The 12,508-nt window shown below is 60.8% G+C and carries 11 protein-coding genes; 7 read left to right on the top strand and 4 right to left on the bottom strand.

Annotated elements, in window-relative coordinates; all coding sequences use genetic code 11:
- Positions 1 to 35: 35 nt before the first annotated feature.
- The 4 genes from ACTJJ6_RS09565 to ACTJJ6_RS09550 all read right to left on the bottom strand — a co-directional run bounded on the left by ACTJJ6_RS09565 (position 36) and on the right by ACTJJ6_RS09550 (position 4,898).
- On the bottom strand, positions 36 to 818 hold the full coding sequence (locus tag ACTJJ6_RS09565) for an N-formylglutamate amidohydrolase (RefSeq protein ID WP_079449766.1): 783 nt from the start codon (positions 816 to 818) through the stop codon (positions 36 to 38).
- A 101-nt stretch (positions 819 to 919) separates the two neighbouring features.
- Positions 920 to 2,641, bottom strand: coding sequence for an ornithine lipid synthase OlsF (gene olsF / locus ACTJJ6_RS09560; RefSeq protein ID WP_016927604.1), 1,722 nt, complete (start codon positions 2,639 to 2,641; stop codon positions 920 to 922).
- Positions 2,642 to 2,796: 155 nt separating this feature from the next.
- Complete coding sequence (locus tag ACTJJ6_RS09555) at positions 2,797 to 4,467, bottom strand: DUF4091 domain-containing protein (RefSeq protein ID WP_016927603.1); 1,671 nt, start codon at positions 4,465 to 4,467, stop codon at positions 2,797 to 2,799.
- Between the two features lie 59 nt (positions 4,468 to 4,526).
- Positions 4,527 to 4,898 carry a hypothetical protein gene (locus ACTJJ6_RS09550; RefSeq protein WP_193842813.1) on the bottom strand — a complete coding sequence of 124 codons (372 nt, stop codon included), beginning with the start codon at positions 4,896 to 4,898 and terminating at the stop codon, positions 4,527 to 4,529.
- 34 nt (positions 4,899 to 4,932) lie between these two features.
- On the opposite strand from ACTJJ6_RS09550, the gene ACTJJ6_RS09545 reads away from it, so the two are divergent.
- From ACTJJ6_RS09545 to agaR, 7 genes are all read left to right on the top strand, one after another.
- Positions 4,933 to 6,186 (top strand): ABC transporter substrate-binding protein, encoded by a 1,254-nt coding sequence (locus ACTJJ6_RS09545; RefSeq protein WP_049191746.1) that lies wholly within the window; start codon positions 4,933 to 4,935, stop codon positions 6,184 to 6,186.
- 78 nt (positions 6,187 to 6,264) lie between these two features.
- Positions 6,265 to 7,206, top strand: a complete 942-nt coding sequence (locus ACTJJ6_RS09540) for a carbohydrate ABC transporter permease (RefSeq protein WP_015377976.1) — start codon at positions 6,265 to 6,267, stop codon at positions 7,204 to 7,206.
- Between the two features lie 10 nt (positions 7,207 to 7,216).
- Positions 7,217 to 8,035, top strand: coding sequence for a carbohydrate ABC transporter permease (locus ACTJJ6_RS09535; protein WP_049299359.1), 819 nt, complete (start codon positions 7,217 to 7,219; stop codon positions 8,033 to 8,035).
- Between the two features lie 21 nt (positions 8,036 to 8,056).
- Positions 8,057 to 9,169 (top strand): ABC transporter ATP-binding protein, encoded by a 1,113-nt coding sequence (locus ACTJJ6_RS09530; RefSeq protein ID WP_016927599.1) that lies wholly within the window; start codon positions 8,057 to 8,059, stop codon positions 9,167 to 9,169.
- Between the two features lie 20 nt (positions 9,170 to 9,189).
- Complete coding sequence (locus tag ACTJJ6_RS09525) at positions 9,190 to 10,473, top strand: Gfo/Idh/MocA family protein (protein ID WP_016927598.1); 1,284 nt, start codon at positions 9,190 to 9,192, stop codon at positions 10,471 to 10,473.
- A gap of 18 nt (positions 10,474 to 10,491) precedes the next feature.
- A complete protein-coding gene (locus tag ACTJJ6_RS09520) occupies positions 10,492 to 11,397 on the top strand; it encodes an ROK family protein (protein WP_049299361.1) in 906 nt (301 codons plus the stop codon).
- A gap of 332 nt (positions 11,398 to 11,729) precedes the next feature.
- The gene (gene agaR, locus ACTJJ6_RS09515) at positions 11,730 to 12,500 is read left to right on the top strand and encodes a transcriptional repressor AgaR (RefSeq protein WP_016927596.1); all 771 of its coding nucleotides are present in this window, start codon (positions 11,730 to 11,732) and stop codon (positions 12,498 to 12,500) included.
- Positions 12,501 to 12,508 lie beyond the last annotated feature (8 nt).

The raw sequence follows: 12,508 nt of genomic DNA, 5'->3' as shown, positions 1-12,508 counted from the left end.
CCTTACGGTTATCATCTCTGGGAATATTCCTAAAGTCAAATTTGCCAGCGCTGCCAGGCCTGCGGCAGCAGGCGTGCGAAACGTTTCGCCCACGCCTGCTGCCCGCGTTCATCGGCGATCAGATCCTGGCGGATTTCGATGCCGACATAAGGCAAACCGCGCCGTTCCGCATGCACCGGCAACGTGTAGTCGGTGGCGTCAGTCATTGCATAGGGCTCGTTGATCCCCACCTGCAAATCCCCCTCTTCGCGCAGCAGTTCGGCCAGCAGCAGCGCAAATTCCGGGTAGCGATTAAACAGCAGCCCCACCTGCCAGGGGCGCGATTCCCCTTTGAACACCGGCGTGAAGCTGTGCATGGCGATCACCGCCGTCGGCAGTTCGCGCAGCTGACGTTGCCCCAAATGATCGTCGATGGCGTGGTGATACGGCAAAAACACCTCACGCTCGCGCGCCAGCGCGTGCGCGGCGTCGATACCGATATTGCCGGGTATCGGCGTCAGTTCGGACAAATGCGGGATCGAGCTGGCGATGCCGGGCGCCCGGTTGCAGTCGATCACCAGCCGTGAGTAACGCTGGTGGATCAGGGTGGCGTCCAGTTGGCGGCTCAGATGGCGCGACACGCTCAGCGCGCCGATATCCCAGCCGATGTGGCGTTCAATCTCCCCCGGCGGCAAACCGAGATCGCCAAGAGATTGCGGTATCGCCTTGCCGGCGTGATCGCACAGCAGCAAAAAGGGCGCTTTGCCGCGCGGGATTTCAACGGCAGCGGCGGGCGGTTCATCGTCGGACAATAGCGGCGGGATAAACGAATGGGGCATGACAGGCTCCGGCGGTGGAAAGCAAAACGTTTATCGTAGCGCTATCCCGTCGCCGGCCCCAAGGTCGTGCTTAGATCAAAAAGGCATGAGTCAGACTATAGTCATGCCGTCTCGGCCGGCTGCGGCTGGTGCACCGCGATATAACGCTGATACCGCGACGGCTTGAGCCGCGTGGTATCCACCAGCACCAATCCGTCGATACAGTTGTTGAACGCCGGATCGGTGCCGAAATCGATAAACTGTACCCCGCCCGGCTCGCACAGCTCGGTGTACTGCTTGTACAGCGTTGGGATCGAGCAGCCGATATTGCTGAGCAGGCTCTTCAGCCGCACCAGATCTTCCTGATAGTTGTCCCCGGCAAACTGCGCCAGCACCTGCGGCAGCGACGCCGGATAAGGCCGCCGCGACTGCCCGAACGCGTGATCCGGCGAGAAATAGAGCCGATAGAAGGCGATCAGCAAGTCACGTGCTGCCAGCGGCATGCCGCCGGAGATCGACACCGGGCCGAACAGATAGCGGTACTGCGGGTATTTCGACAGATAGGCGCCGATGCCCAGCCACAAATAGTCCAGCCCGCGCTTGCCCCAATAGGCCGGCTGAATAAAGCTGCGCCCCAGCTCAATGCCCTGCGCCAGGATCGGTTCCATATCGCGGTCATAATGGAACAGGCTGTTGCTGTAGATGCTTTCCAGCCCTTTGCGCGCGATTTGTTCGGCGGTAGGGATAAAGCGATAGGCGCCGACGATCTCCAACTCCTCCTCATCCCACAGCACCAGGTGGTAGTAATCGTCGTCGTAGCTGTCCAGATCGCGGCGGCGGCCGGATCCTTCCCCCACCGCGCGGAAGGCGATCTCGCGCAGGCGCCCCAGCTCGCGCAGGATTGGCGTACGCGCTTCGTCATGGCGACGGTAGAGATAGATGGTTTTACCGTCCGGCGTTACCCCCAACCGTTCGCAGTTCGCCAGCGCCTTTTTCAGCTCAAGACGATCTTCCGGCAGCGCGATCGGCGACTCGCTGGCGAACAGCCCCGGCTTGCCCTGGCCCAGGCGATAGACGTGGCGGCGAAAACGCTCCGCCAGATCCTTGGCGCTGGTGTGGCCGTCGTGCCAGTTGGCGAACGGCACGCGGCCGCCCACGCGGATCTTGATGCGCCCGCCCCGCTGCTGGAACATTTCGCGCACCAGCAGCAACGTCGACAGCGGCCGGTAGACCAGTGAGGTAAAGTAGAACAGGTTGCTGTTGCGTGCGCTGATGTGGATTGGCACGATCGGCGCGCGCGCTTTGGCGGCCAGGCGCAGAAAACCGGTATGCCAGTGGCCGTCGCGGATGCCTTTCGGGCTCATGCGCGACACTTCGCCGGCCGGGAACAGGATTAGCGCGCCCTGATTGTCCAGTTGTTGCTGCATGCCTTCAATCTGTTTGCGGCTGGTTTTATAAGCGACGTTATCCACCGGCACGAACAGGCTGCGCAGCGGTTCAATGTAGGTCAGCAGTTGGCTGGCCACCACTTTCACGTCCGGGCGCACCGCCGCAACGGCGCGCAGCAGCACCAGGCCGTCGAGCGAACCGATCGGGTGATTGGCCACGAGCACCACCGGCCCCTGGCTCGGGATGTTTTCCAGATCGCCGTCCACCAGTTCGCAGCTGAGGTTAAAGTAGTCCACCACCTGCTCGATCAGATCGAGCCCTTTCAGGTGGGGATAATCGGCGGCGAACTGCTTGAATTCTTTTTCGAAGAGAAGGGTTCTTAGCAGGCTGCGCTGCCAGGCAGGGGTATTGCGGTGTGGAAATGCATCTTGCAACAGAGAATCCAGGCTGAACATCGCGTTATCTCCTGACGTAGTCGCTGCAAACTTAAGCCAGAGCCGTGACTCTGACGTGTCAGTTACATGACAATAAAGTGAATCCATCGACTATCAGGTATAGCAAAGTAATGGCGAATTGGGAGCGAAAGACGCATTTTCGCCCCCACTTGCCTTCACATCGGCGCCAGCAACGCTTCGATGCGGCGGTTTACCGCGTCGCGCAGGCGCAGCAGCGGCCCGGCCTGGTGCGGATAACGCTTGAAGGTGATGCGCATGCCCAGCTCGCGTTCGATCAGCGCCTCAACCGTCGGCCGGTCGGTCAGACTCTCCAGCAGTTGCAGCGCGCGCATGTCCTGCAGCCCCTGATGCAGCACCCGCAGGCGCAGCGACTCCACCGGCTGCAGATCATCGCCCGGATAGACCACGAACGGATCGCCGGAGGGAAACGCATGGCCGCTGTCGGTCACGGCATAAGGATTGATACGTTCGAGCGAATGGGCGCTGTTATAGAAGTTGAATCCCCAATGCAGGAAGCCGGCGATGCGGTACAGATAGAGCTGCACGCCCAATATGCGGTTGCGCGCCGAAGGCTGGGCGAAGAACCGGTTGGCGACCTCGGTCTTCTGCACGCAGCAGTAATAGGCCCACAGGCCAGGCACCCGGTGTTCGATAAAGGGCTCAATATGATCGGTGGCGGCGACCGGGATTTCCACCAGGCCTCGCTGATAGAAAGCGAAATCCGACAGCGCATCGAAAGTGCGAAAGCCATCCAGTAGCGGCAGCAGCGCGGCGCTGGCGCGCCGGTAGGCCGCCAGGTTGTCCAGCGTCGGCTCATCGGAAACATGGAACCACACCTGTCGTTCCAACCCCCGCTCGCGGAACCAGGCGGTCAATTCGGGCAGCAGCGCCTGCAGGAAACGCTGATACGGTTCGCCCTGCGCATCGGTGTGCCAGCCGAACAGCGGTCGCGCCTCGCCCTGCTCCTCCACCACGATCTTCGGCGCATGCGCCGCGCCCCATTGGGTAAACAACGGCGCGATTTCGAAGTGCTCGATGCCCTCTTCCTGCGCCAACGCCACCCACTGCGCCAAGCGGCTGAAATCGAAGCGATACCCCTGCGCGGAACGCGACACCCTCACCAACTGCACTGTGGTGCGTTCACCGCCGACGGCGGTATCCAGCGGCGGCGTAAACAGCGGCGTCAGCAGCATATTGACCCCGCTATGCACCGCGCAGCGCACAAAGTTGCGCACCGCGCGCCAGTAATCCGGGCTGAACACCGCCAGACGGTAGTAATCCGCCAGGCAGTCGGTGTGCAGCCACTCGGTGTGCAACAGCGTTTGCGGCGGCAACGCCGCCGGCACCAGATGCAGCGTCAGCGTGGCCTCGGCCAGCGCCTCGCCGCTCTGGGCATCCCGCAGCCGCAGGGTCAACGGAAAGTCGCCGGCCAGTTGCGTGTCGGCCGGCGGCGTCAGGGTCAACCACAGGCTGCCATAATAGCGGCAGGCGGCAAAAAAACGCCGTTGCGGCAGCGGTATCAGCGGATCGGGAAATAAGCCCGGCTCAGTCGTCAGGTAATTCTCATCGGTCTCGCGATAACAGGGAAAACCGCTCGGCACCGATTGCACCTGGCGCACGCTGATATACTCCGCCAGCGGCCCGTCGAGTTGATAACACAGCTCATGGCGAGTCTCGTTGCCCGGGGTTTGCAAACAGTACACCGCCTGCCAGGACAGCACCTCGTTATTTAATCCGCTCAACCGATTTTCCACGGCAATGGGCGGCATATTTTGGCGATGAAATACTTTCTCCAGGCAATGCGTAAATACCAGAGACAGGCGCATGATATTCCGCCCTCTTTATTATGGATGAATAAGTGTTGTGAGATTCAGGCTAGCGTCTTTTATCGACACAAACAATAGCCGGCAATAAAAAACGTTTGCGCGCCCTCCCTGGACAGCCTCAGCAAGATTTTTTTGTTTATTTGCATCACAAAAATGAAAGAAGCTGAAGCTTGCACAATAAAAATATTTTTAATCCCCATTATGGTGCAAGGGTTATCAGTTATTCCTATGCCTGCGAAGGCCGCTAAATGCCGCGCCACCGGGGAAAAACCCCGCATAAAGGTTAATGAAATGTGAACAAGAGCACCTTTCACTTGACCGTGAAAGCCTTTCGATTTTAACAACAACGAAACATTGACGCCCCATTTTTGGGCGTTTGGGGGTGTATTGACACATTGAAAGTTAAGGGATAGAAAGAATTTACGTTGCAAAAAACGCTATTCGTCGCTCACCGAGGGGAAAGCAATGTCACCGATAAAAAATACCGGCCGCTTGCTGGCGCATTCTATTCTTGCCAGCGCATTATTATTACCCACGCTGCTCCATGCCGCAGATAAAATAACTTTGCGCTATGCCGTTTGGGACAGAAATCAATTACCCGCCGAACAGGAGATTGCCAAGCGCTTTGAACAGGCCAATCCGGATATAAAAATAGAAATAGAATTAACCCCCTCGGCGCAATATTTCGTTAAATTAGATTCCGCCGCCGCCGGCGGCGTAGCGCCAGATATATTCTGGATCAATATGCCTTATTTTGTGCAGTACGCCAAAAACGGCATTATGGAGCCGTTGGCGCCCTATATTAAGGACAGCGGCCTTAAGCTGGACGACGTGGTCGCCAGCTCGGTGAAAGCCTATCAGTATGACGGTCAGCAGATGGCCATCCCGCGCGACGTCGATTCCATCGCCGTGTGGTACAACAAAAAGCTGTTCGATCAGGCCGGCGTCAGCTACCCCACCAACGACTGGAGCTGGGACGATCTGAAGAGCAAGGCCGCCGCGCTGAAAAACGGGCTGAAAGGCGCCGCCTTCCCGCTGGTGATGGATCTCAGCATCGACGGTCAGGACAGTTACATGAACCTGCTGTTCCAAAACGGCAACCACATCGTGCCGAAAGACGGCCAGCCCACCGACATCGCCAACGACAGATCCCTCTGGGTCTACCAACAGCTGCAGGGCATGATGAAAGACGGCCTGATGCCAAGCGCCCAGCAAATGAGCGAAGTCAAAACCGAGAATATCTTCCAGTCCAACCGCGCCGCGATGGTCTATGCCGGCTCCTGGCTGGCGGCGCCGTTCGCCAATAACCCGCTGATCAACGACCACATCGGCGTGGTGATGATGCCCAAAATTGAACGCCAGTCCGGCGTGGCGCACAGTCTGGCCTTCGCCATGTCGGCGAAAAGCGCCCACAAGCAGGCCGCCTGGAAATATATCGCCTTCATGAGCAGCGAAGCCTCGCAGGCGGAGCTGGCCAAGGTGGTGATCCCGGCCAACAAGACGGCGGCCAAGGTCTGGGCGCAGCAAATCCAAAAGGTTGACGTCACGCCTTATATCCAGACCCTTGAAGTGACCCAGGCTTACCCCACCGCCGGCACCAATACGCCGAAGTGGCAAAACATGTGGATCGCCAGCCTGAAAAAGATCTTTATGGGCGCGGACGCTAAGCAGGAAATGGACAAATCGGTCAAGAAGATCGCGCGCGTCATGGAGCAGTAATCACCCCGCCGCGGCGCGCAGCCCCGAGCGCGCGCCGCGGGGGAACCACGCTGAACGTCATAGGTGAGGAATGGCAACATGTCGCTGGCAGAAACGGCTACGGTCACCCTGAAACACCCCCGGCGCACCGCCCGTCCCGCGCTCAATCGGCTCGAACGCGCCGAGCGCTTCTGGGGCTGGGTGATGATCCTGCCGCTGTTGTTGGGGGTGACGGTGTTTTACCTGATCCCCTTCTTGCAAAACATCTTTTACAGCTTTACCGATCTCAACCAATTCATGCGCTGGAGCAGCATCAGCGTCGATAACTATCTCAACCTGTTCGAAGACGACGACTTTTACACCGCCGCCGCCAACACCCTGTTCTACGTGGTGGTCTGCGTGCCGATCAGCCTGAGCCTGTCGCTGCTGCTGGCGATCGGCCTCAACCAGAATATCCGCGGCAAAGGCCTGCTGCGCACCCTGCTGTTCCTGCCGGCGGTCACCATGCCCGCGGCGGTGGCCATGGTGTGGCAATGGCTGTTCAACAAGGACTTCGGCCTGATCAACCAGGCGCTGGGCCTGCTGCACATTGCGCCGGTCGCCTGGCTGTCCGATCCGGACGTGGTGCGCATCAGCGTATCCATCATCATCATCTGGTCGTCGCTGGCGCTGAAGATCATCATTTTGCTGGCCGGACTGCAGAGCATTCCACGCCAGTTGTACGAAGCGGCGGATATCGACGGCATCGGCACCCTGCGGCGCTTCTTCTGCATCACGCTGCCGATGATGGTGCCGACGCTGTTCTTCGTGTCGGTGATGAGCTTTATCGAGATCCTGCAAGTCTTTGACGTGGTGTTCCTGATGTTCGACCGCGCGCTGGTGGAAAACGACGTGATGACCGTCACCAACCTGTTCTACAAGTACGCGTTTTACCTGCAGGAAAAAGGTTACGCCTCCGCCATCACCGTGGTGCTGTTCGCCGTCACGCTGGTGATCACCCTGATTCAAATGGCGATCGGCAAGCGCCTGAAAGTCAGCTGAGGAGCTGCACATGAACGCAAGCAAGAAAACGCTGGTGTACCTGTTTATGGGGCTGGCGGCGCTGGCCTCGGTGGTGCCCTTTATCTGGATGCTGGTGACCTCGCTGAAAACCCAGGCCGAGAGCATCCAGATCCCGCTGACGCTGCTGCCGGGGCATCCCAGCCTGCAGGCCTACGGCCGGGTGATGCACGAAATCCCGTTCGCCGGTTTTTATCTCAACTCGCTGCTGGCGACCTTCTTCACCGTCAGCCTGCAGATGGCTATCGCCACCCTGGCCGCCTATGGCTTCTCGCGCCTGCATTTTCGCGGCCGCGACGCGGTGTTTCTGGTGTGCGTGTCGATCCTGATGGTGCCCGGCCAGGCGTTTCTGATCCCGCAATTCCTGGTGGTGCAGAAGCTGGGGCTGGTCAACAGCATCACCGGGTTGGTGCTGCCGGGCATTTTCAGCGTTTACGCCACCTTCCTGCTGCGCCAGTTCTTCCTGGCGGTGCCGAAGGAGATGGAGGAAGCGGCGCTGATCGACGGTTACAGCTACTTCGCCATCTTCTGGCGCATCATGCTGCCGCTGATCCGGCCGGGCATTATCGCCTGCGTCATCATCAACGGCCTGTGGAGCTGGAACAACCTGATGTGGCCGCTGATCGTCAATACCACCACCGAGAAGCTGACGCTGCCGGTAGGGCTGGCCTCGCTCTCCAGCCGCGCCGGGGTGGAATACCCGCTGCTGATGGCCGGGGCGCTGATGGCAGTGATCCCGATGCTGATGCTGTTCATTATTTTCCAACGCTATTTCATCCAGGGCATCGCCAGCGCCGGGGTGAAAGGCTAACGCGCAGACAAGGTAAACAACATGGCCGGAATTCAGTTAAACAGCGTTAAAAAAGTGTACCCCAACGGTTTCCACGCGCTGCACGGCGTCGATCTGGACATTGAAGATGGGGAATTTATGGTGTTCGTCGGCCCGTCCGGCTGCGCCAAATCCACCCTGCTGCGGATGATCGCCGGGCTGGAGAGCGTCAGCGAGGGGCAGATCCTGATCCACGATCGCTGCGTCAACGACAGCATGCCGAAGGATCGCGGCGTCGCCATGGTGTTCCAGAACTATGCGCTGTACCCGCACATGACGGTGTACAAGAACATGGCGTTCGGCCTGATCGGCAAAGAGAGCAAGGCGGAGATCGACCGCCGGGTGCGCGACGCGGCGGAAAAGCTGGAGATCACCAATCTGCTGCAGCGCAAGCCGGGCCAGCTCTCCGGCGGCCAGTGCCAGCGGGTGGCGGTCGGCCGCGCCATCGTTCGCAAACCCAAGGTGTTTCTGTTCGATGAGCCGCTGTCCAACCTCGACGCCAAGCTGCGGGTGTCAATGCGCGTGCAGCTGATCGAACTGCACAACCAGCTGAAGCAAGAAGGCGCCGCCGCCACCATGGTGTACGTCACCCACGATCAGGTCGAGGCGATGACCATGGGCGATCGCATTTGCGTGATGAACCGCGGCGCCATCATGCAGGTGGATAAACCAATCAATCTGTACCACCACCCCGCCAACCGTTTCGTCGCCGAGTTTATCGGCAGCCCGTCGATGAATTTGCACGATCTGGCGATCGTGCGCGACGGCCAAACGGTGCGGCTGCGTATCGGCCTGCAGCACCTGCTCGATCTGCCGCCGGCGCTGCAACGGCAATTGGCGGACTACCCGCATGCGCGGGTGTGTCTCGGCATCCGGCCGGAGTCTTTGCGGCTGTGCGCGCCCGGCAGCGCCAACTGTTTCCCGGCGCAGATCGTCACTATCGAGCGCATGGGCAACGAAGAGCTGCTGCACTGCGAACTGGCCGATCTGCGCTTCGTGCTGCGCATGGCGTCGCTGCCGGACTGGGAGCCGCGCCTCGGCGAAAGCATTCATCTGGCATTCGATCTGACGCGCGCGCATTTGTTCGACGAGCTCAGCGGCCAAAACCTCAAATAACAACAGCGGAGTATCCAGCAATGTCGTCAACACAACCCAACAGCTTTGCCCATCGCCCGGTGCGGGTGCTGGTGGTCGGCGCCGGGGCGCGCGGTGAAATCTACTCGCGCTATGCGCTGGCGCATCCCGATTTGATGCAAGTGGTGGCGGTAGCGGAACCGCGCGACGCCTACCGCGAGCCGTTCGTGGCGCAGCATGCCATCGCGCCGGAAAACGTCTTCACCGACTGGCGTCAGGCCGCCGACGCCGGCAAGCTGGCCGACGCGGTGCTGATCTGCACCCAGGATCAGATGCATCTGGAACCGGCGCTGGCCTTCGCCCGCCAGGGCTACGCCATGCTGCTGGAAAAACCGCTGTCGCCGGACGCCGATGAGTGCCGCGCCATCGTCGCCGAAGTGACGCGCCAACGGCTGATCTTCTCGGTCGGCCACGTGCTGCGTTACACCCGCTATACCCAAAAGCTCAAACAGTTGCTGCGCGACGGCGCGATCGGCGACATCGTCAGCCTGCAACATTTGGAACCGGTCGGCTACTGGCATCAGGCGCACTCCTTCGTGCGCGGCAACTGGCGCAACGATCGGCAGGCCGCCTTTATGCTGCTGCAGAAATCCTGCCACGACATCGACTGGATCCGCTACGTGATGGAGCAACCCTGTGAACAGGTCAGCTCCTTCGGCAACCTGCGCCACTTCCGCCAGGAAAACCAACCGGCGGGCGCGGCGGACAACTGCCTGGATTGCGCGGTAGAGGCAAACTGCCCCTATTCCGCCAAACGCATCTATCTGGGCGACGATCACAAGGCCACGCCCGGTTTTCTGCGCGTGCTGACGCCGGAACCCGACCAGACGACGCTGCGGGCGGCGCTGCGCGACGGGCCTTACGGCCGCTGCGTCTACCGCTGCGACAATAACGTGGTCGACCATCAGGTGGTCAACATGCAGTTCGCCGGCGGCCGCACCGCGTCGTTCACCATGACGGCCTTTACCCGCCACGAAGATCGTCACACCCGTATCTTTGGCAGCCGCGGCTGCCTGGAAGGCGACGGCCGCCATATCCGCATCACCTCGTTCCTCGACGACGGCGAAACGCATTACGACACCGATGCCGGCCAGGATCTGCACGCCATGGCCGGCCACGGCGGCGGCGACTACTTCCTGATGCAGCACTTTATCGCGGCCATTCGCGCCAACGATCCGAGCCAGGTGCTGGCCGGCCCGGCGGAAGCGCTGGAGAGCCACCTGATGGTGTTTGCCGCCGAACGCGCCCGCCGCGAGGCGGCGGTGATCGCCCTGAGTGGAGCCTAAAGCATGGCCACGACAGAGATGCGTTACGGCTTCGACATCGGCGGCACCAAAATTGAAATGGCCGCTTACGATCGCCGGCTCAATCAGGTGCTGCTCCAGCGGGTGCGCACCCCAACCGGCGATTACGGCGAGTTCGTGGCCTGCATCGCCGGGCTGGTCGAGCAGGCGGATCGCGAACTGCACACGCGCGGCAGCATCGGCATCGGTTTGCCGGGGATCACCGATCCCGTCAGCCGCCGCCAGTTGGCGGTCAACGTGCCCTGCCTGACCGGCCATTGCCTGGCGGATGATTTGACGCAGGCGCTGGCGCGACCGATCGCTATTGAGAACGACTGCCGCTGCTTCGCGCTGTCGGAAGCCAGCACGCCGCAAACCGCGCACCTGCCGCTGGTGTTCGGCGCCATCATCGGCACCGGCGCCGGCGGCGGCCTGGTGGTGAACCGGCAACTGCACAAGGGGCGCAGCGGCGTGGCGGGCGAATGGGGCCATATGCCAATCTCGGCCCAGCTGGCGCAGCGTTACGATCTGCCGCTGTTCGGCTGCAACTGCGGGCTGACCGGCTGCTTTGAACGCTACGTCTCCGGCAGCGGGCTGCTGGCGCTGAGCCGCCATTTCGCCCATCCGGCCGCTGACGTGCCGGCGCTGGTCGCCTGCTATCGTGCCGGTGATGCGCTCGCGCAGCGGCTGATGACCATCTACGTCGACATCCTGGCCAGCGCGCTGGCCGGCTTACAGCTGCTGCTGGACGTTGATGCCTTCGTGCTGGGCGGTGGATTGTCCAACGTCGGCGAGCTTTACCGGCTGTTGCCGCCGGCGATGCGGCGCTGGCTGCTGCCGGGCATGGAGCCGGCGGCGGTGTTCCCGCCGGTGCACGGTGACAGCAGCGGCGTGCGCGGCGCAGCGCTTTTACGCGCGCCGGCATAAAAAAACAGTGAAAGCCCGGAGATTGTCGAGCGATCGCTGCGGCTTTCGGCATCGACGGACTGAATGAATAAGCGCTGGGAATTGGCGACTGAAAAATAACGAATTTGCCGTTTTCACTTTGCGTTAACACTGCTTTCGGTTGCCGCCCAACCGAAAGCAAAATCAAATATAACCAACTGATAGATATAGATATTTTAAAATTAATCGATTGCATTTCAGTGTTTCGTTTGCTGTAATTCGCCACGAACAACTGAAAGCGCTCCGGTCGGTATCGCTGCGGCTTATTAAGCCGCGGTCGGGCACGGCTACAGGTAAATCAGGAGTCTGCGTTAATGATCAATACCGCAAAACGCCGGGAATTAATTATCGACCAGCTGTGTCGCGAGGGCACGGTGCGCGTGGAGCAGCTCAGCCAGCAGTTTTCGGTGTCCAGCGTCACCATCCGCAGCGATCTGCGCCAGCTGGAAAAACACGGCTGCGCGGTGCGCGCCTACGGCGGCGCCATGTTGAACAAACAGTTCGCCTTCGACCGCCCGTTGCAGGACAAGGGCCGCATCAATCGCGACGTCAAACACGCCATCGCCTGCGCGGCCGCGGCGCTGATTGAAGACGGCGACGCCGTCATCCTCGACTCCGGCTCCACCACCAGCCAAATGGCGCCGCAGCTGGCGGGGAAAAAGGATCTGGTGGTGATGACCAACGCGCTCAACATCGCCTTCGAACTGGCCAACAACGAGGAGATCGACCTGATGGTGGTCGGCGGCAGCGTGCGCCGCAAAGCCTGGTCGCTGTACGGCCCCGCCGCCGAACAGCAGCTGCGCCAGTATCGGTTCGACAAGCTTTTTCTCGGCGTCGACGGCTTCGATCTCGCGAGCGGCATCACCACGCCGGATCCGGGCGAAGCGCAGCTGAACCGGGTCATGTGCGAGGTGGCGCGCGAAGTGATCGCCCTCGCCGACGCCAGCAAATTCGGCCGCACCAGCTTTTGCATGATCCGCGACATCGGCCAGATCCACCGCCTGGTCACCGACAGCCGCATTCCGGAACACTATCTGCAGGCGCTGCACCATTTAGGGATCGACGTGATTATCGCCGACCGTTAACCGAGGCT

The organism is Serratia sp. 22278 (assembly GCF_052045405.1).
Lineage (GTDB): Bacteria > Pseudomonadota > Gammaproteobacteria > Enterobacterales > Enterobacteriaceae > Serratia > Serratia marcescens.
Note: the sequence above shows the minus strand (reverse complement) of the source record. Positions and strands in the feature narration are given on the sequence as shown.

What these genes read in the sequence shown, in the direction of transcription:
- ACTJJ6_RS09565 (WP_079449766.1), bottom strand. Translation starts at nt 818, where the DNA reads ATGCCCCATTCGTTTATCCCGCCGCTATTGTCCGACGATGAACCGCCC.
- olsF (WP_016927604.1), bottom strand. Translation starts at nt 2,641, where the DNA reads ATGTTCAGCCTGGATTCTCTGTTGCAAGATGCATTTCCACACCGCAAT.
- ACTJJ6_RS09555 (WP_016927603.1), bottom strand. Translation starts at nt 4,467, where the DNA reads ATGCGCCTGTCTCTGGTATTTACGCATTGCCTGGAGAAAGTATTTCAT.
- ACTJJ6_RS09545 (WP_049191746.1), top strand. Translation starts at nt 4,933, where the DNA reads ATGTCACCGATAAAAAATACCGGCCGCTTGCTGGCGCATTCTATTCTT.
- ACTJJ6_RS09540 (WP_015377976.1), top strand. Translation starts at nt 6,265, where the DNA reads ATGTCGCTGGCAGAAACGGCTACGGTCACCCTGAAACACCCCCGGCGC.
- ACTJJ6_RS09535 (WP_049299359.1), top strand. Translation starts at nt 7,217, where the DNA reads ATGAACGCAAGCAAGAAAACGCTGGTGTACCTGTTTATGGGGCTGGCG.
- ACTJJ6_RS09530 (WP_016927599.1), top strand. Translation starts at nt 8,057, where the DNA reads ATGGCCGGAATTCAGTTAAACAGCGTTAAAAAAGTGTACCCCAACGGT.
- ACTJJ6_RS09525 (WP_016927598.1), top strand. Translation starts at nt 9,190, where the DNA reads ATGTCGTCAACACAACCCAACAGCTTTGCCCATCGCCCGGTGCGGGTG.
- ACTJJ6_RS09520 (WP_049299361.1), top strand. Translation starts at nt 10,492, where the DNA reads ATGCGTTACGGCTTCGACATCGGCGGCACCAAAATTGAAATGGCCGCT.
- agaR (WP_016927596.1), top strand. Translation starts at nt 11,730, where the DNA reads ATGATCAATACCGCAAAACGCCGGGAATTAATTATCGACCAGCTGTGT.